The organism is Terriglobia bacterium (assembly GCA_020072815.1).
Taxonomy (GTDB): domain Bacteria; phylum Acidobacteriota; class Terriglobia; order Terriglobales; family Acidobacteriaceae; genus Angelobacter.
Window position 1 is genome coordinate 105,527 of record JAIQGE010000001.1, and the last position, 18,546, is coordinate 124,072.

At 58.0% G+C, this 18,546-nt stretch carries 17 protein-coding genes and 1 tRNA gene; 7 read left to right on the forward strand and 11 right to left on the reverse strand.

The features are described from left to right. Nucleotides 1-14: 14 nt before the first annotated feature. The 7 genes from LAO20_00420 to LAO20_00450 all read right to left on the reverse strand — a co-directional run bounded on the left by LAO20_00420 (nt 15) and on the right by LAO20_00450 (nt 6,757). Entirely contained in the window at nt 15-410 is a 396-nt protein-coding gene (locus LAO20_00420) for a hypothetical protein (GenBank protein MBZ5529867.1), read from the reverse strand. Nucleotides 411-419: 9 nt separating this feature from the next. Continuing rightward, nucleotides 420-710 (reverse strand): hypothetical protein, encoded by a 291-nt coding sequence (locus tag LAO20_00425; GenBank protein ID MBZ5529868.1) that lies wholly within the window; start codon nt 708-710, stop codon nt 420-422. Beyond that, a complete protein-coding gene (locus LAO20_00430) occupies nt 707-1,717 on the reverse strand; it encodes a hypothetical protein (GenBank protein ID MBZ5529869.1) in 1,011 nt (336 codons plus the stop codon). The genes LAO20_00425 and LAO20_00430 overlap by 4 nt, the downstream gene beginning before the upstream one ends. 30 nt (nt 1,718-1,747) lie before the next feature. Beyond that, nucleotides 1,748-3,886, reverse strand: coding sequence for an ATP-binding protein (locus tag LAO20_00435; GenBank protein MBZ5529870.1), 2,139 nt, complete (start codon nt 3,884-3,886; stop codon nt 1,748-1,750). Between the two features lie 7 nt (nt 3,887-3,893). Continuing rightward, nucleotides 3,894-4,223: a hypothetical protein gene (locus LAO20_00440; GenBank protein MBZ5529871.1), complete on the reverse strand. Its 330-nt coding sequence runs from the start codon at nt 4,221-4,223 to the stop codon at nt 3,894-3,896. Between the two features lie 1,158 nt (nt 4,224-5,381). Then, on the reverse strand, nt 5,382-5,729 hold the full coding sequence (locus LAO20_00445; GenBank protein ID MBZ5529872.1) for a hypothetical protein: 348 nt from the start codon (nt 5,727-5,729) through the stop codon (nt 5,382-5,384). 17 nt (nt 5,730-5,746) lie between these two features. Beyond that, nucleotides 5,747-6,757: a site-specific DNA-methyltransferase gene (locus tag LAO20_00450; GenBank protein MBZ5529873.1), complete on the reverse strand. Its 1,011-nt coding sequence runs from the start codon at nt 6,755-6,757 to the stop codon at nt 5,747-5,749. A 184-nt stretch (nt 6,758-6,941) separates the two neighbouring features. On the opposite strand from LAO20_00450, the gene LAO20_00455 reads away from it, so the two are divergent. Continuing rightward, nucleotides 6,942-7,796: a tyrosine-type recombinase/integrase gene (locus LAO20_00455; protein MBZ5529874.1), complete on the forward strand. Its 855-nt coding sequence runs from the start codon at nt 6,942-6,944 to the stop codon at nt 7,794-7,796. 71 nt (nt 7,797-7,867) lie between these two features. Here LAO20_00455 and LAO20_00460 read toward each other — a convergent pair. Next, nucleotides 7,868-7,943 (reverse strand) — tRNA-Lys (locus LAO20_00460). A gap of 135 nt (nt 7,944-8,078) precedes the next feature. Here LAO20_00460 and LAO20_00465 point away from each other — a divergent pair. From LAO20_00465 to LAO20_00490, 6 genes are all read left to right on the forward strand, one after another. Continuing rightward, nucleotides 8,079-8,258 (forward strand): CPXCG motif-containing cysteine-rich protein, encoded by a 180-nt coding sequence (locus LAO20_00465; protein MBZ5529875.1) that lies wholly within the window; start codon nt 8,079-8,081, stop codon nt 8,256-8,258. Between the two features lie 127 nt (nt 8,259-8,385). Then, nucleotides 8,386-9,165 carry a hypothetical protein gene (locus LAO20_00470; GenBank protein ID MBZ5529876.1) on the forward strand — a complete coding sequence of 260 codons (780 nt, stop codon included), beginning with the start codon at nt 8,386-8,388 and terminating at the stop codon, nt 9,163-9,165. A gap of 66 nt (nt 9,166-9,231) precedes the next feature. Next, nucleotides 9,232-10,365, forward strand: coding sequence for a site-2 protease family protein (locus LAO20_00475; protein MBZ5529877.1), 1,134 nt, complete (start codon nt 9,232-9,234; stop codon nt 10,363-10,365). A gap of 177 nt (nt 10,366-10,542) precedes the next feature. Then, the gene (locus LAO20_00480) at nt 10,543-11,340 is read left to right on the forward strand and encodes a UDP-2,3-diacylglucosamine diphosphatase (protein MBZ5529878.1); all 798 of its coding nucleotides are present in this window, start codon (nt 10,543-10,545) and stop codon (nt 11,338-11,340) included. After that, the gene (locus tag LAO20_00485; protein ID MBZ5529879.1) at nt 11,228-11,950 is read left to right on the forward strand and encodes a glycosyltransferase family 2 protein; all 723 of its coding nucleotides are present in this window, start codon (nt 11,228-11,230) and stop codon (nt 11,948-11,950) included. The genes LAO20_00480 and LAO20_00485 overlap by 113 nt, the downstream gene beginning before the upstream one ends. Nucleotides 11,951-11,964: 14 nt before the next feature. Further along, nucleotides 11,965-13,314, forward strand: a complete 1,350-nt coding sequence (locus LAO20_00490) for a glycoside hydrolase family 1 protein (protein ID MBZ5529880.1) — start codon at nt 11,965-11,967, stop codon at nt 13,312-13,314. A 673-nt stretch (nt 13,315-13,987) separates the two neighbouring features. On the opposite strand, the gene LAO20_00495 is transcribed toward LAO20_00490, so the two are convergent. From LAO20_00495 to LAO20_00505, 3 genes are all read right to left on the reverse strand, one after another. Then, entirely contained in the window at nt 13,988-16,504 is a 2,517-nt protein-coding gene (locus LAO20_00495) for a glycogen/starch/alpha-glucan phosphorylase (GenBank protein MBZ5529881.1), read from the reverse strand. A gap of 176 nt (nt 16,505-16,680) precedes the next feature. Then, nucleotides 16,681-18,081: an amidase gene (locus tag LAO20_00500; protein MBZ5529882.1), complete on the reverse strand. Its 1,401-nt coding sequence runs from the start codon at nt 18,079-18,081 to the stop codon at nt 16,681-16,683. Beyond that, on the reverse strand, nt 18,082-18,522 hold the full coding sequence (locus LAO20_00505) for a hypothetical protein (protein ID MBZ5529883.1): 441 nt from the start codon (nt 18,520-18,522) through the stop codon (nt 18,082-18,084). Nucleotides 18,523-18,546: the final 24 nt, after the last annotated feature.

Below are 18,546 nucleotides of genomic sequence, written 5' to 3' on the forward strand. Positions count from 1 at the left end.
CTCCTGGCTGTTCCTTAAACCGGATTCAAAACAAACGGCACGTTAAGACAGCTGTATTTCCTGCACACTTCGGGACGGTCGGCATAAATACTGCATTTGCGGGCGCCGTCGAGATAGATACAGCTTCCATCAGGGTTCTTGACCACGGAATACTTCAGTCCCAGCTCCCGCATGCGCTTGCAGACGGCGCATTCGCACCCTTCCTCGAGCTGCTTGCATACATATTTGCCGCTTTTGGCCTCCTCTTCGCTCAAGCCGACGAATCCATACCCCGAGCAGCACACCGCGCCGCAGTGCGGCCGGCAATCGTCACACCTGCCGTTGAAATACACGGTCCGATTGATCAGCACGAAGGGGCTCGCGCCCGCCTGTCCTGATGCTCTGCCGGTCATCGAAAACTTCACGTCCATCGCTTGCACTCATCCCTTTCTTTTGTGCCAGTTCAATACTTGAAATTCACCTGCATAAGGGTCTTGCCACGGGCTCTTGAACTCGAGGGTGAAAACGTACGACGGCAACTCTTCCGGTGAGGTCGCGAAAGCCTTTGTCGGGCTGTGCACCAGCAACGTGATCTCTCCTGTGCCGGAGGGAAGAGAGCCCGAGAGCACCTGCAGCACTTTTGCGCGGACGCTCCAGCGCACCTTGCCTGAAGGATTTGGAAGCGCCTGCGCTTCGGATATCTGGAGCTCGATACGGAGCGGTTCGCTCATCTATTGCCTCCAATGAACCCGCCGGCCACCAACCCCACCACACCGCCGATGGCTGCGCCCACCAGCGCACCCACAGGCCCGAACAATGAACCAATCAACGCACCCGTACCAGCTCCGCCGAGTCCGCCAATCAATGCGCCCCATCCGCTGAACCCGACGCCTCCGCCCCCGCAAATGGATTGCAGGTAGGCCAGCACCGCCTGGTAAAACGGGATTTCAGCGCTGTAGGCATTGGCCTCGTCCGTGCCCCAGTCCTGCCCGTTGTTCCAATGAGATTGAAAGGCCGGGCTGCCTTTGCCAAAGGCTTTTTCCAGCGCCTGCTGGTGACCGTGGTGCACAGCTTCATGCAACTCCGTGCCCTTCTGCCATATCGGCCCGCAAGTACCCTTGACGGGCGCTACCTTCACTGCTCCGGTAGAGCTGGTGGTCCCGGCGACAGTGGTGGTAATGCCCCGCTTTGCCAACTCCGCATCATTGCATGCCTCCACATCAGCCCCGGTCTTGTTGGCCGGGTCTTTCGCACAGTCGGAGTAAAGTTTGGCCTGGAGTTTTGCCCACTCGATCTTTTCTGGAATCTCCGCTGCGCAACTGCACAGCGACTTATCAACATCAATGCCGGAGATTTTCTTCTGGCTCTTTGCCGGATCTCCCCCCGACTCCGGCAGGTTCATCGCCTTGTGAGATTTGCCGTCTCCTGCGCCGGTCCAATTTGGCAGTTGTGGAAGCCCACCGGCGGCGACGGACTGTTTGCGCCGGAAGCTGAGCTGCTTTTGATGGTTGGCTTCCGCTTTGCAATCATCGCAAGTACCGCCGCACGAGCATGGAGACTTTTCCGGCCGGTCTCCGGACAACAGAGCGCCCATACCGCGATTTCCAATGGTTTTGTGCAGATGCAGCAACGACCCGCCGGGACCCGATGGATGTGCCGGCGGAGTCGAATGAAGATCTTCCTTGTGTGATCTCTCCGGCTCAGCCGCCCGCTCCCGCCGTTTTTTCAGTGTCAGCATGATCGCTTCTCGCCGCTGCGCGGAACCTGCTTAGTGCATCAATGGCACAGCTACCCTTGACTTGCTCCACTCCTGCTCATTACAGCTACGTCCCAATTTCTGATACTCCCGCCTGGCAGCCCGGGCCAGATGATCCATAGCGATCTCCTGCTGTCCCTGGGCCGCAAAAAAGGCCGCTGAAAGCGCAATGTTGCGAATGTTTCCGCCGGCCAGCCGTATCTGGCGCGCCAGCATTGCGAAGTCGACATCTCCGGCGACAGGGGCATCTTTGGGAAATGCGACCTCCCAAATGCGGCGCCGGTAGGTTTCGTCAGGAAACGGAAACTCCACGATGGCCTGCAGCCGCCGGACAAAAGCATCGTCGAGGTTCTGCGCGAGATTGGTCGCCAGAATGCTAATGCCCTGGTACTCTTCCATTTTCTGCAGCAGGTAGGCGATTTCGATGTTCGCGTAACGATCATGCGAGTCGCGAACTTCCGAGCGCTTTCCGAACAAAGCATCCGCCTCATCGAAAAACAGGATGGCGTTGCTGTTCTCAGCCGCGTTGAAGACCGCTTCCAGGTTCTTCTCCGTCTCGCCAATGTATTTGCTGACTATCTGGGAGAGATCGATGCGATAGAGGTCCAGGTGCAGCTCGCGGGCAATGACCTCAGCAGCCATCGTCTTGCCTGTGCCGGGGGGCCCGGAAAAGAGGACATTTAACCCTTTACCCAGAGAAAGCTTGTCACCGAAGCCCCACTCGTCATAGACCACATGCCGGTACTGCGCCTGAACACAGATTTCCTTCAGCTGCTCCAACTGGTCTGGCGGCAACACAATGTCTTCCCAGGCGTACTTGGGTAGCAATTTGCGCGCCAGCTGGGTCAGCCGGTGCCCACACTGCGCTCGCACGGAAGCGAAGATCTCGTTCAGCCCCGGCCGGCTCTGGGCTGGAGAGGAAGAGTTGCGCAAGCTTTGCCAGCGGCCCAGATTGCACGCGGCTGCGACCGCCGCCTGAATCTGGGCCGGGGTCAGACGGAACGCCGCTGTCAGAGAATCCAGCTCCGAATCGCTCAACGCTGCGTCGCTGCTTCTTAAGCAATCGAGCCAGTACGCCCGGCGTTCTTTGAATTCAAGATACTCGAACGGAACGTTCACGACAGGGAAGCCGTCTTCCGCTTCCGCCGGAAAAGGCCCGGAGCCGGCCAGCACCAGCACGCCCGGATGGCGCAATGCGACCTCAAAAAGCTGGCGTTTAACCGCAGCGTGCTCTTCGCGGACAAAAGCGTCCAGACCAACAGCGTAAAGAACCGCACCCTTGCGCTGGGCTTCGCGAAAGAGCAGCAGCAGCAATTGTTCGGGATGGGACTTGATTTCCGCCAGCTGCCCCAGGTCGGCGACGAGCAACGGCCTGCCCAGAAAGAGCGCCAGCGCCTCCGCAGCTTTTCTCTTTCCCGATCCCGGCACACCCTGGAAGTACAACCGCAACGATTGCCCGTTTTCCTGCGTGCACTTCGCCAGTTGCGGCAAAACTGATTTGATCTCTTCGACCAGCGGAAGCTGCTGCCAATCCTCATTCGCCTCCACCAGCCGGGCCAACGGCTCGAGACGGGAATCCATGCCGGGCTCTCCCAGCATCTGGCTGATGATCTGCTCATCCACCTTGAGAAAACAGGACAGGAGCGCCGGCGCACCCTGATTGGAATCGGGAATGAGATGCAACAGCTTGTTGCGGACGAGTGGCCCGTCTGCAGTAAAATGCGCCCGGCGAGCCAGCCTCTCTTCAGCGTTGACGCAGAGGAGGTTCAGCGCCAGGTCAACGGTGGGCAGCTTGCGCGTAACATCGTCCTGCAGAAAGGAATATACCCGCTGGTAGCGAAGGTCCAGCTCCGGCGCCAGGGCTATCAGAAGCACGTCGATATCGAACATGGAAAGCCCGAAGGTTTCTCCCACCCATGCCAGCGAGCTGGATTCGTCGTTCCACGGGCTCCTTGATTCGTGCGGTCTGGGATTGTCACCGAACACGGGCGCGCCCGGACTCCGCGCCAGCATCTTTTGCGCCATCGACGCATCAATGTAAAGTCCGCGGAAAGGGGCGGGAGAACCTGTTTCCCCCGAGCTCGACACAGATGCGATCGCCCACTCCAACAGGGCATCCAGCCGCTGCAGCATCGGCAGGATTTCACGCATCACTCTGTCAGCTCTTTCCACGTTTCCCTTGCTTGCCACGATGCGTCCACTGGTCCAGCCAGCGCCGCATTCGGCCGCGCGCTTCCGCGTGCGCTTCCAGGTCAGAAAGATAACTACCGATGAACGAGGAGATATCTTTCAGGTGCTCCACGTAGCGGCGCTTGCCGTCTTCCACGTGGGTAATGTGTCCTCGCCATTTGGGTCGGCCCAACTCACCTGTTTCAAACCAAATCTTGATGATGAAGGAGTGCCTGTCGAATTCAAGCTTATGCGTCTCCACCACATGCCCGGGGCAATGAAACCAAGACAGCGTCTCCTCCAGCGTCTCCGCTGTCATCTCCCGCGCGTCGCTTTGAAATTTTTTTGTTTATGATGAAGCGAGACCGTTATTCTTTCGATGGAGTAAGACCGTTCGAAGCAGGACTTCAAGCTCTCGCTGTTTCACTTGCGGCCACGAAGCCGGAGCCGCAATGACATATTTGGAAGAAGTGTGAAGTTCAAGGCCGAGACGCTGAACCTGAAGCCGTCGTACGATACTGGTAGCAAAGCACTTGCTCACGCGGAGGGATGTGTGAGCGGTTGAAACAGGCGGTCTTGAAAACCGCTATACCCGAAAGGGTATCGGGGGTTCGAATCCCTTCTTCGGCACCAGCTTGCTAATCAAAGACTTCTGTGGACGGCACACCTTGAAAACGGGAACCCGGTAAGTTGTTGAAAAGATGGTGAGCGCGGAAGGAATCGAACCTTCAACCTACTGTTGCCCACTCAAACCGCAAATCCCTGTGAAATCAGAGACTTTCCACTCTCCCCGATTGGCATAAATAGGCAGATTTGGACGCAGTTGTTACCTCAGTTGTTACACGTCCGAACCAACATCCGAAAGGGAAAAAGGATCATGAACATTCTTGCGACGATGACAGCGCAACGGGAAAAGCTAGACGCCAAAGTTAACGCGGCCATATCGCGGAGCGGGACGCATTTCATTGCGTCTATCGCTGACGCGGCTGGACAAATCGCGTGCGAAGATGGTGACGGAAAACCGTGACACACCCCTTTGACAAATCCAATGTAATTCTGTGGAATAGAACACGGGTTGCAAGAGAAGCCGGGGGGGCAGGCTTATGGCCTGACCAGAAAGGCTTCTTTATGAAAAAGATCGTTCGTTTAATACACGTCGCGTTGCAGTTGGTCTTACTGGCCAATATGATTCGCGGTTTGGTTAACAACAAACGATAACCCACCAAAGCCCGCCGTTGGCCACTTTTGCTACGGCGGGTTTTGTTCTTCTTAGATGTACAATTTTCAGTTCTGAGCCTAGCTGTCCAAGGTCACCATTCTCAGGACTGTCCGTAAATTTCTCAACTCTTGTTCCAAAAGCGGAAAATGTAAAGTAAGCAAGACGAGGCCCGATGCTGGACGCTCCAAATCCAAGAATGATGCCAAAGGGATACGCGAAGCACAAGAACGAGCAGCCTTATGATCTGACGGCGATTGATTAATCGGTTGCCGATGTGCCAGAACGCTTTTTAGAAATTGAACGCACCGAAGTAACTTCTTTCTTCGGCTCTGGCTGTTTGTCAGATGCGGGAGCAGCCAAATTAAGACTCATCTGCTGGCCTTCGCTGTCCCGGCGTGCTCTGTTGGTGGCTTCAGGATGCAACGGCAATTCGATGCGTTCCCCATTGCGTATCATATCCTCGACGCGGACGATCCTGATTCTGTCGCATTTAATGCCTCTGCTTTTGTTTTCATAAAACCCAGCAGCGCGGGCGTCTTTTCGCATGGGCTCGGTAGGTTGATTGCGGGTGATAAGACACGCGAGTGCCGCGCCATGTTTTTCCATGTCACCCCGCAATGCAGCTATGTCCTTATGCGCTCACTGCCGCCACGTTTTTCCAGCCATTTAACGTCTTGATCGATGCACTCGTCTGTTCCATTCAACACACCTTGCGTACATGGTTGGTAAGCCCAGATGTCTTGAATTGGAATTCCGCGACCAGCGTGCAAGTACTGGCGATACTCTGGAAGGCCGTCAACAGTTTGAGCTATCAAATTCTCTTCGCGCAGAATATCTAGCTTCTCATGCAGTGTCAGCCTTTCACTAAGACCAAGGTCTTCCGCAACCGTGCCAGGGAAAGCCCAGTGGCGACCCTTAGCCGTCGGATTAAAGCCCCGCCAAATTTTGCCGCTTTCTCCGTTCCTAGTGCCCGATCCCGTCAGCGTTTGTGACCGATAGCGTCCCCTATCATCCGACTTCTTGAAATAGGAAAGGACGTATTCTTTCAAGTAGGGGCGGAACTGTTTACGGAAAAACGTATCTGCGCCCTTGCTGTAATAGAGAATTACGTCATGAATTGGGCCAAATCTCTTCGCGGAATTGTGCGAGCCGGAGCGCCGCCAGATGATTTCGTTCTTGTAGTCTCCGCCGTTCGGCAAGAAGATTGCATCTACAATAATCTTCAGGTAGTGGCTTGCGGTTGGATCGCAATGCAGATAGAAACTTCCAGTCGGAGCTAACACGCGATTTATCTCCACAAGCCTGAGAGCAATGCTAATGAGGTAGGCGAGTAAGCTCTCTTCACCGAGAACACTGTGCAAGCCTTTTATTAACTCAATGGTCTGCTCTGTGAATCGGCCTTCGTGATTCGACTGGATTTGGTGCCAACCATCGCGTGCTTCATCTTCCCATTTCCATGTATCAATAAATGCTTGTTCCTGAGCTTCGTCCTCTCTGCCTACTCTGTTGTAAATCTGGTTGTAATTCCTCTGTGAATTGAATGGTGGGTCAATATAGCAGAGATGCACTGATTCATCTCGCACGCGAGCACGCAAGATTTGCAGGTTGTCGCCATAATACAGCGCGTTCTTCACTGGGGGAGTACTTGCTTTCTGGGGGAGCAGTGTGGATTTTCTACTGGGATCATGCCCCCTATCAAGGTTCCCGCAGTACATGGCTCTTGCGTGACACTTGCATCTCGGGATTCATGCACCATATGTTGTGTAGGAATGTGGGACACCACAAGAAATTGGCGGGGTAGGCTAAAACGCTCGCTCAATGACTTCGGAATTGAAGCTTTCCCTCGCACATACACTCAAACACTCAACAGCAAGCGTTTACAACAGCGGGTTGAAAGTCGTTTTGCAGACTTTCGGCAAAGCCCCGATTAAGAAACTTGGCCGCTATGAAATTGAATTATTCTTAGCGTCCAAGTCCAAGACCTACGCTAAGAACACCCTGCGGGAATTTCGCGCTAGTCTTTCCCGCCTCATGTCGTGGGCAGTGAGCAACGATTGGATTGAGAAAAACCCAGTGAGCGGGATCAAACTGCCAGCAGGGACAGGCAATGAGATTACGCGCAACGTTCTAAGCTCGAAGCAAGTGAACGCGCTAGCTGCCAAGCTGGACGAACCCTATGCAACCCTGATTCTGTTTTTGGCCGCTACGGGTTTACGAGTCGGAGAGGCAATCGGGATCAAATGGACGGACTTTGACGGCGAAGTCCTGAACGTGCAACGGCGCATCTATGACGGCGTAATTGACACGGTTAAGACTGAATCGGCCAAACGATCCATCCCGATTCCAACCCGCTTGCTGAAACGGCTAGAGGGTCTTGAACGCGTGAGCGAGTGGGTTTTCAATTCTCGCAGTGGAACCCCTCTCAATCCAGGTAACGCGCTAAGGCGATATATCCAGCCAACAGCGCAGGGACTCGGAATCGCTCTGAGCGGGTTTCATGATCTTCGACATTCTCTCGCAACAGACCTAATCAACAGCGGGGTGTCCGCAAAGGCAGTGTCTCAGATTCTCGGACACGCAAACGTGGGCATCACGCTAAACACTTACACTCATCCGGCCACAAAGGACTTTGCGGGGCCGCTAACCGAAAGGGCTGGCCAGTTCGTAATGTGAGCGGCCAGTTGTTACCAATTGTTACCAAGTCTGCCTAATGCCGATGAAAAACAGCAGTAAAAATGCGGGGATGGTGAGCGCGGAAGGAATCGAACCTTCAACCTACTGATTAAGAGTCAGTTGCTCTGCCAGTTGAGCTACGCGCCCTCGATTGGGGTGTCACGGAAGGACGGAAGAACGCTTCCAGGAAGACCGAATTAGTGTAGCACACACGGGGTTTTTGCGGACGCGCCAGATCGCCGCTAGGGCCGGCGGCCCCGCAAACGTGAAAGAATCAATCCCATGCAATCAGGCTTTCAATGCGCCGGCTGCGGCGAGTGGAACGAGACCACGGTGGATTCTTCCGCTGGAATGAAACAGCGCTATGTTGAAGACTGCCAGGTCTGCTGCAAACCCAACGTGCTGCTGGCCACCTGGGACATGTCGGCCGGCGAATACACGATCCAGGCGGAATTGGAATAGGTGCGGGGCGCGCCCTATGTGCAGGCCACGCCAAATGAACACGTTCTTCCGGACACTCTCCTTTCGGGCTTTCGCGAGCAAGATGGAGCTTCCCGATAGTTAACTCTTGTGTTATCTTCTCCCCGCCATGTCAGACATGCAACCAACCAAGCCTGTTCCGCAGTTCGGCACCGCGGAATACGCGAGCGCGCCCGCGGGCGACGTCTGCAAAGTCTGCAAGACGACCATCACCGGAGTTTACTATCGGGCCAACGGCTCCATGGTGTGCGGCAGCTGCGCCGATCGTTTGCAGCGCGAACTTCCGCAGGACAGCCACGCCGCGTTTGTGCGCGCGCTGCTGTGCGGGCTGGCGGGGTTCGCCATTGGGCTCACCCTGTATGCCGGCTTCGTCATCCTTACCGGAATATCCATTGGCTACGCCGCCCTGGCGGTGGGCTGGATCGTGGGCAAAGCGATGATGATGGGGTCGAAAGGAATCGGCGGCAAGAGATATCAGATCACGGCGGTGCTGCTCACGTATGCCGCGGTTTCCATGGCGTTCATCCCTATCGTGTTCGCGTTGATCAGCAAGGACAACAAAGAAAAAGCTCAGCAACAGCAGACTCATGTCCAGTCCCCTGCCGATCAAAAAGCCAGCGAACCCGGCGCCACTCCACCCGCCGCGAAGCCACAAGCGGACCAGCCCACAGACTCTTCCAGCAAGAAGGCCCCGGTAGGGTTGTTCGAATGGCTGGGCAAGCTGGCTTGGATCGGACTAGCTTCACCGTTTCTCGAGTTGCAGGACGGCTTCAGCGGAATCATCGGCCTGATCATCCTTTTCGTCGGCATGCAGTTTGCCTGGAAGATGACGGCCGGGCATCCTAAGATCGCCGTGGACGGGCCGTTCCAGTTAACCGCCGCTCCATAGAGTTACACTAGAAAGCGTTACACTAGAAGCAAGCGGATTTGCCGCCACAAAGCGTACCGAAAAGCCGTGCCCAATTTCTCTACCGACGTCGCCCAGCTCTGCAAACGCTGTTCTCATCCGCTCACTCCCGGCGCGCTGGCGTGCGACGGATGCCAGACGCTGGTCCACGCCGGCGAACTGGACCACCTCGCAGCGCAGGCCCGCAACCTTGAAGCGCGTTCTGATCTGCAGCAGGCGCATCAGGTATGGCAGTCCGCGTTGCCGCTGCTGCCTTTCGGCTCGCGGCAGGCGGAGTGGATTCGCGAGCATCTGCGCGAACTGGAAGCGGCCATCAGCAACACAGATCACCAGCGCCACATGGGACAGGCCAAGCAGTGGGCCAAGCGAATCGCGCCACTGGGTCCGCTGGCGGCGTTGCTGGCCAAAGGCAAGACGCTGTTGTTCTTCCTGGCGAAGCTAAAGTTTTTGATGAGCTTTGCCGCGTTCATCGGCCTTTACTGGTCCATGTGGGGCGCCAAATTCGGAATTGGATTTGCTCTGCTGATTCTGGTCCACGAGATGGGCCACTTCATTGACATCAAGCGCCGCGGGCTGCCTGCCGAGATGCCGGTCTTTCTGCCCGGGCTGGGAGCGTTCGTCCGCTGGCAGGCGCTGGGCGTTTCCCTGGAGACCCGTGCGGCCGTGAGTCTGGCCGGACCCTTGGCCGGATTCTTCTCTGCCGTGGCCTGCTGGGTGATCGCGCTGCAAACCGGCGACCCGATCTGGTTCGCTTTGGCGCGCACCGCAGCCTGGCTGAACCTGCTGAACCTGATCCCCGTCTGGGTGCTGGACGGCGCAGGCGCCATGCTGCCCTTGAGCATGCCGGAAAAACTGCTGGTGATGCTGACCGCCGGAGGATTGGCTTACGCCACGCATGAGGGCATCTTCTGGTTTATCGGCGGAGGCGCGCTGGTGAATGTCGTTTTGGTAGCTTTGGAAAGCAGGCAGCCGCGCCCGATCGCCATGGTCCAGCTGAACTTGGAGGGCCGTGAAGGCAGCGCGCAAACAGTTTCCATGGACCCCAATGGGCATGGCCCGGATGCACTCCATGGCGATCAGCGCGGCGGCAGCCCGTTGATCGCGGCGTACTACATTGGAGTGCTGGCGGCGCTCGGCGCCGTGCTTTATTGGTTGCCCGGCCACGGCAGTGCGATTCCCTAATCGTCGGCTGCCATCGGCTCATAGAACTATCCACCCAGCGTCCTTAGATTTCCTCAGGTTTTCCACAAAAGCCCGCCAGATCGGCATCTTCGCTGACATCCCTTAAGCTCCTTTATTTACAAATATTTAATCCTCTCTTCACACCGCTTCAACGTACGCTTGCTACAACCGTAGTGCATGCTGGGAAAACCATACGACACGGTGATCATCTCTGATCTCCACCTGGGGTCGGGGGTGAGCCGCGCGGCGGACGCCCTGGAATTTCTGCAGTCCATGCAGTTCCAGCGGCTGATCCTGCTGGGCGATATCTTTGCCGACTTGAATTTCAGCCGCTTGACCAAAGAGCACTGGAAATTTCTGGGCTACATCCGCAAGCTTTCCAACCCGCGGCATGAAAAAGAAGTGGTCTGGGTGGAAGGCAACCACGACCATGGGTTGACGGAAGTGATGTCGCACTTGGTCGGCGTGCCTGTGTACCAGCAGTACGAATGGGATTTTGCCGGCAAGCGTCATATCGCCATCCACGGACACCAGTTCGACAGCTTTGGCATCAACAATTTTCATATCACCCGCATCGGACAATCGCTGCACCTCTTCTTGCAACAACTGGATTCGAAGCACAAAAAAGTTGCCCGCTACCTGGACCGTCTCAACACCAGATGGTTGCGTCTTTCCGCACAGGTAGCTGACGGGGCGCTCAGCCACGCAAAACAAGGCAACGCTGAGCGCATCTTTTGCGGTCACACCCACGTCCCGCTGCACCAGGAGCGGGACGGAGTGGAGTATTACAACTCCGGCGCGTGGGTGGACCTGCGTTGTACCTACGTCACCATCTGCCACGAAGGAGTGGCCATCCATGAATATGTCCCACAATCGTTTGACGATCGTGATACCCGCGAAGAACGAAGCGCGGTTGCTGCCGGTCCTGTTGGCGTCGCTGTGCCGTCAGGATTATCCGCAGCTTCCGCATACTAAAGTCTTCGTCGCCGACGCCGGATCTACGGACGGGACTCAAGATATCGCCCGCTCCTTTGGCGACCGGCTGGACATTGAAGTCATCCCCGGCGGGCTGCCGTCTGTCGGGCGCAATGCCGGAGCGCGCCGCGCGGAGACCAAGTACGTCCTGTTCATTGACGCCGACATGGAACTGAAGGACCCAACGCTGCTTCGCCGCACCATGGAGCTTACCGAGCGCCGCAACCTGCACTGTGTGACGACGAACATCTGGTGCAGCAACGGGACGCTGCGCGACCACGTGCTGTACGCGCTGAATGACATTGCGCAGTACGGATCGCTGATGCTCTTTCCCTTCAGCACCGGCATGTTCATGCTGTTTGACAAGAACACGTTTGACCGCCTGGGCGGCTTCCATGAAGGCGCGCTCTACGCCGAAGATTACCTGCTCAGCAAGAAGGTGGCAAACTGGCGCTTTGGCGTGGTGCGGGGGCGCATTCACACCACCAACCGTCGCTTCCGCAACATGGGGCACTTGAAGATCGTGAGCATGTTCTTGAAGACCATGTTCAACAGCTGGAACGACAATTATTTTCTGCGTGATCACGGATACTGGCGGCAAAAGGTCTAGAATCCAACCCAAGAATGGATAACGGACCAGGCGAAACCTCCAATCACGTTTTTCCTCCTCACTTCGCGTGGGGCGTGGCAACTTCTTCCCATCAGGTGGAAGGCGGCAACGCCAATAACCAATGGTCGGCATGGGAAAAGCAGGGCCGCATCAAGTCCGGCGACAGCGTCGGTCTGGCCTGCGACTGGTGGCGCAACGCGGAACGCGACTTTGATCTGGCCCAGCAGCTCGGCGTAAATGCTCTGCGGCTGTCAATCGAGTGGAGCCGGATCGAGCCGGCGGAAGGCCAGTGCGACGCCGACGCGCTGAATCGCTACCGCCAGATGCTGCGCGCGTTGCAGGACCGCCGCATCCGGCCGTTTGTTACGCTGCACCACTTCACCAATCCGCTGTGGTTGGAAGCCAAGGGCGGATGGACCGCGCCGGATTCGCCGCAACTCTTTGAGCGCTTCACGCAGCGGGTGGTATCAGCCTTGGGCGACCTGTGCACCGACTGGACCACCTTCAACGAACCCAACGTCTATGCGTCGCTGGGATATTTTCTGGGTGAATTCCCTCCCGGACGCAAAGGACGATTCCTTCAAGCGGCGCGCGTGACGCGCAATCTTCTGCTGGCACATGCCGCGGCGTATCGGAAAATTCATGAGTTGCAGCCGGAGGCCAACGTCGGCTGGGCGCAGCACTTCGCGGTGTTCAAACCGCAGCGTCCGGATTCCGCCGCCGACCGCTGGCTCACCCGCTTCATTGACCGTCGCTTCAACCAGAACTTTGCCGACAGCATCCTGCACGGCCGCGCGCCGTTTCCGCTGGACCGCTTTGGCCAGTCGCTGGAGGAAGTGCGCGGCACGTGCGACTACGTGGGCATTAACTATTACAGCCGGCTGCGAGCGGGCTTCAACCTGCGCAGCCCCAAGACCGGGTTCTTTCAACTCACGGTCCCGCCGGATAAACCCCAGGGTGATCCGGGCGTAGAAGTGCCCTACGGCGAAGCCTACCCCCAGGGCTTGCGCCGCGCGGTGGAAAGCTTCAAGGCCTTCAACAAGCCGGTCTTCATTCTGGAGAACGGCGTGCCCGACCGCGATGACCGCATACGCCCGTGGGTGATTGAATCCACCGTGGCGCAGATGCGCGGACTGCTGGCGGAAGGCGTGGACCTGCGCGGCTACTTCCACTGGAGCCTCACCGACAACTTTGAGTGGAATGAAGGCTGGCACCTGCGCTTCGGGTTGATCGAACTCGACCCGGTAACGCAGGAGCGCAAGCCGCGTCCCAGCGCGCAGATCTACGCCGACATCATCAGAAAGAGCAGGAACGGGAGTGGGAGATTGCCAGAATCGCCGGAATTGCCAAAATTGGGGAATTGAAAAGCGGGTTTGGGACCAGGTAATCGGCACCCGGGGGCGGCGCGGTCCAAAAGCTCACCCCAAGACGCAGAGGCAAGAGTACCTTCACCCCAGCACGCGACGCGAGCCGGGGACCCCGGCGCCTGTGCCACACGGACATGGCCGGGAATAGACGCAGCCGAGGGGCGGCTGCGCTCCAAACAGCCAAGAGAGGACACCAGACATGTACTTCTTCGCGCGTGACTCCAGAGCGAAAGTGCGCTAGGATAGCGAAATATAAACAAATAGATAATTCTGCTGCACCCGCCGCCCAGGTGGCAGGGGGAAAAGATCTTTGAAAACTGAATAGAGTCGCACCCCAACCCCAAAAGAGCCAGACTCACCGCAAAGGACGCTAAGGGCGCAAAGAATCAAAGGGTTAGCCGCTGATTTTACCTTTGAGTAAACAGTTGGGTCACCGTTGGGTCGAATGGAATAAACCCTTTGTTTCTAACAACGGCCTGAGGGGGAGGGTGGGGGTGGGATTAGTCAGATGGTCATTGCACAGATGGTTAACTGTGGGGTCCACTTCTTGGGAACTGGCTCCTGTTTTCTCCGTGCTTGGAGTGCCTCCGTGGTGAACAGTTCCTAAAGCACTCAGACGCAGCCGGGGGCGGCTGCGCTCCACACACCTAATTTCATTACCTTGTTGTGTTTACCCCGGAACTTCCGCGCTCACACTCTCCTTCGCTTTCGACTGCGCGGGTTCTTGCCCGCCCACCGCAGCCCGAATCCCCCAAATATCCCGCGCATATTCGCGGATCGTGCGGTCGCTGGAGAAGAAGCCCACGCGGGCCACGTTCAAGATGGCCTTCGTTGCCCAGACCGCCGGGTCCTGGTAGTCGGCGTCGGCGCGGGCGCTGGCTTCCAGATACGAAGGCAGGTCAGCCATGAGGAAGTAGCGGTCGCCGCGGTCCAGGATTTCGTCCACGATCCAGCGGAACAGGCCGCTTTCGCCGGGGCAGAAGCGGTCTGACGACAGGCTTTCCATCACGCGGCGCAGGCCGGGATTCATGTTGCAGAGTTCGCGCGGATTGTAATTGCCGTGCTCGCGATACCAGCGGACGTCGTCCGGCGTGAGGCCGAAGGTATAGATGTTGGCCGCGCCCACTTCCTCGATGATCTCAATGGTGGCTCCGTCCATCGTGCCCAGGGTAAGCGCGCCGTTCATGGCCAGCTTCATGTTGCCGGTGCCGGAAGCCTCCATGCCCGCGGTGGAGATTTGCTGGCTGAGGTCGGCGGCCGGCATGATGACTTCCGCCAAGGACACGCGGTAGTCCGGCACAAAGACCACTTTCATGAACTGGTTGGCGTGCGAATCCTGGTTGACGATGGCGGCCACGTTGCAAATAAGCTTGATGATCTGCTTGGCCGCCCAGTAACCGGGCGCGGCCTTGCCGGCAAAAATGTACGTGCGCGGAATCTTGGGCGTGGCGTCGTCATCCACAATGCTCAAGTACTGGTGGATGACGCGCATCACGTTCAGCAACTGGCGTTTGTATTCATGAATGCGCTTCACGTGGACGTCAAACACCGAAGCGGGATCAATCGCGACCGTGGTGCTGCTCAGGACTTCGCGCGCCAGCTTTTCTTTGTTGTGGCGCTTGATCTCCATGAACTCGTGCTGGAAGCCGGCGTCGGCGGAGTGTTTTTCCAGGCCGCGCGCCTGGTCCAGATCAGTGATCCAGCCTTCGCCCACGGCGCTAGTCAGCAGTTTGGCCAGGCCGGGATTGGCTTTGAGCAGCCAGCGTCGCGGAGCGACTCCGTTGGTCTTGTTGCTGAAACGCTCCGGCCACAGCGCGACAAAATCCGGCAGCAGCGAAGTCTTGAGCAGTTCAGTATGCAGTTTGGAGACGCCGTTGACCGCGTGGCTGCCGATAATGGCCAGGTTGGCCATGCGCACTTGTTTTTCCGGGCCTTCTTCAATAATGGACATGCGGCTCTGCCGCTCCATATCGCCCGGCCAGGAGCGGTCCACGGTGCGCAGGAACTGGTGGTTGATGCCGTAAATGATTTCCATGTGCCGCGGCAACACGCGCTCCAGCAGCGACACCGGCCAGCGCTCCAGCGCCTCCGGCAGCAGAGTATGGTTGGTGTAACCCAGCGTGGCTTGGGTAATTTCCCAGGCTTGGTCCCAACTGAGCTGGTTTTCGTCCACCAATTGGCGCATGAGTTCGGCCACCGACAAGCTGGGATGCGTGTCGTTCATCTGCACGGCGACTTTGCTGGAAAACTCGTCAAACGTGGCGTGCGTGGCGCGGTAGCGGCGAATGATGTCCGTGAACGAACACGCCACCAGAAAATATTCCTGCAGCAGGCGCAGCTCGCGGCCGGAGAGCACGGAGTCAGAGGGGTAAAGCACGCGTGAGATATTTTCCGACGCAATCTTCTGTTCCACGGCGCGGATGTAATCGCCGCGATTGAAGATCTCAATATCAAAGTCCTGCGAGGCGCGCGCGCTGAACAGGCGGAGGTAATTCACCGTCTGGCCGTTGAAGCCGGCCACCGGCATGTCATTGGGTACGCCGATGACGATCTTGCTGTCCACCCATTGCTGGCGGCGCGTGCCTTCCGAATCGCGGGAATGCTCCAGGCGGCCGTAAATGGGAATCGCGCAGATTTCGTGCGGACGCTCAATGTAAAACGGCGTGCCCTCGGCCTTCCACAAGTCAGGTTTTTCCCGCTGGTGGCCGGCCACGATCTCCTGCCGGAAGAGCCCGTACTCGTAATCAATGCCGTAGCCGAAGCCGGGCATATTCATGGTGGCCAGGGATTCAAGGAAGCATGCGGCCAGGCGACCCAGGCCGCCGTTGCCCAGGCCGGCATCAGGCTCGGAGTCCGTTACGTCTTCCAGGCGAATGTTCAACTCGGCCAGGATCGCGCTGCATTGTTCTTCCAGGCGCAGATTGCAGAGATTGTCGCTGAGCCAGCGGCCCATGAGGAATTCCAGCGAGAGGTAATAAAGACGCTTCACGTCGTGGTCGCGATAACGCTGCTCGGTGACCAGCAGGCGATCAATGATCAGGTCGCGAATGGCCAGGCACAGCGGTTTGAACAGTTCGCGGGAGGTAAGCGCGCCCTCCGAGCGCGCCAGCGTGTAGCGGACATGGCGCATCACGCAGTCCCGCAATGACTCGGGGCTGGACGCGGTCTCGGTAAGCAAATCTGCCATGGTGAATATGAATCGTGGCGCCTAATTAAAGATGCCGGAGAAAGGCCCGGCGTGCGTGCGAAGGCCTTGCAACGCTGATTTTAGTATGGCACAGGGGTTCCGCCGCGACACTAGGGTTAATCACTTGCGTAACGGCAATATGCGAATTTTGGACTGCGACGGCCTCCACGCCACGCTTATTGCAGCGCGGGACGCTTGGTGTGCCAGTCCGTGCGGCTTTGGAACAGGCGCGCGGCCTGCACAACCTTGGCATCGTCCATGGGGCGCGCGATGAATTGCAGCCCCACGGGCAATCCATTTTTGCCGAAACCGCAGGGCACGCTGATGGCCGGCAGTCCGCAGATGTTGCCGATGCCGCCGATGGGGTCGGCGAAGGACAGGTCGGTGTCCAGGTTGGCGTCAATCTTGGACGCGGTCACGGGAAGCGACGAAGAGACCAGAACGTCCACGTCGTTGAACATTGCGTCCATCTTTTTCACCAGCACGCCGCGAATGCGCTGGGCCAGCAGGAAGTCAGACGCGCTGATTTCCTCGTTCATGTATCCGCCAATTTTGCCGACGGGGTCCGCGAGCTGGGCCACGCTGCCCGACGAAATCATCTTGCGGAACGCCGCAGCGCCTTCCACCGAAACGATGGTGCCGGCAGCGGCCTCCCACGGCCCTTCCGGAAGCATCACGTTCTTGACGACGGCGGAGTGGCTCGCTTCCAGCCCCGCGCGCGCCTTGGTGGCGGCGTCGTTTACGTCGGGCGAGATTTCTTTCCACTGGTTGGCCATCCATCCCATGCGCAGCGGACGAGCTTCGGGGACGCTGGAAAATTTCGCGGCTGCTTCCGGCAGCGATCCGGCGTCGTCAGGATCGTGTCCGGAAATCGCGCTCAACACCAGGGCGCAATCGTCGGCGGTGCGGCCCATGGGGCCAATCTTGTCCATGGAGTACGCCAGCGCCATGGCGCCGGCGCGGCTCACCCGTCCAAACGTGGGACGCAGCCCGGTGACGCCGCAGAATCCTGAAGGACAAATGATGGAACCCCAGGTCTCGGTTCCCAGCGCAAACGCCGCAAGGCCAGCCGCCATGATGGCCCCGGAGCCGCTCGATGATCCGCAGGTCCAGTGGTCAGTGTTCCAGGGATTCCTGGCTGCGCCCGTGGCCGATGCCGATGCGTAACGATAGCCCATGCCGCCCGCGAGTTCGATCATCGCCGCTTTGCCCAGCAAGACCGCTCCGGCCGCGTGGAGCTTGCGGATGACCGTGGCATCGTGATCGAACTTTTGGTCCATCAGCGGGCGCGCTCCCCACGTGGTGGGATAGCCTTTCACCGCGAGCAGGTCTTTGGCCGCGTAAGGAATGCCGTGCAGCGGGCCGCGATATTTGCCTGCGGCAATTTCTTTTTCGGCGGCGCGGGCTTGTTGCAGAGCAAGATCAGGCGTGAGCGTGGCATACGCGTTCAACTTGGGACCAATCTTGCGGCTGCGCTCCAGATAACTTTCCGCGAGCTCCACCGGCGAGAGCTTGCGCGCGCGGATGCGCCTGGCCAATTCGGTGACAGGGAGATAGAGAATGTCTTCGCTCAGCATTTATCGCTTCCCTTCCCTGGCATGGCCTGTTCGATGACCGGCATCGCCGCGAGCGCTTTCCCCATGATGGGCTTCTTGATGATAGGGACGGAACACTGTGGCCGGCTGGTCGTCATTTTCCACGACGAAGGCGCGCATCTTCTCCAGGCCTTCCTGGCCTTCGGCCATCACGCGGCGGATGTCCAATTTCTGTTCGTCGGTGAGCTTGTCGCCATATTTGCGGAAGATGCTGGCGACCTTCATCTCCACTTCAGCCTGGGCTTGGGGAGAAAGTTTGGCCATCGCGGTTTGGATCTGCTGCTGAACGGGCGTGACAGCCTGCGGCTGTTGCGGCGCCGGTTCGGCTTGGGCCAGCGCGTCAGCGGGACGAATGAGAGCGGTGGTAGCGACGGCGGCCGCGCCAAAAGCAAATTCACGGCGGCCAATGGAAGACTTGGACATGAGGACTCCTGCTAAAAGCGTTAA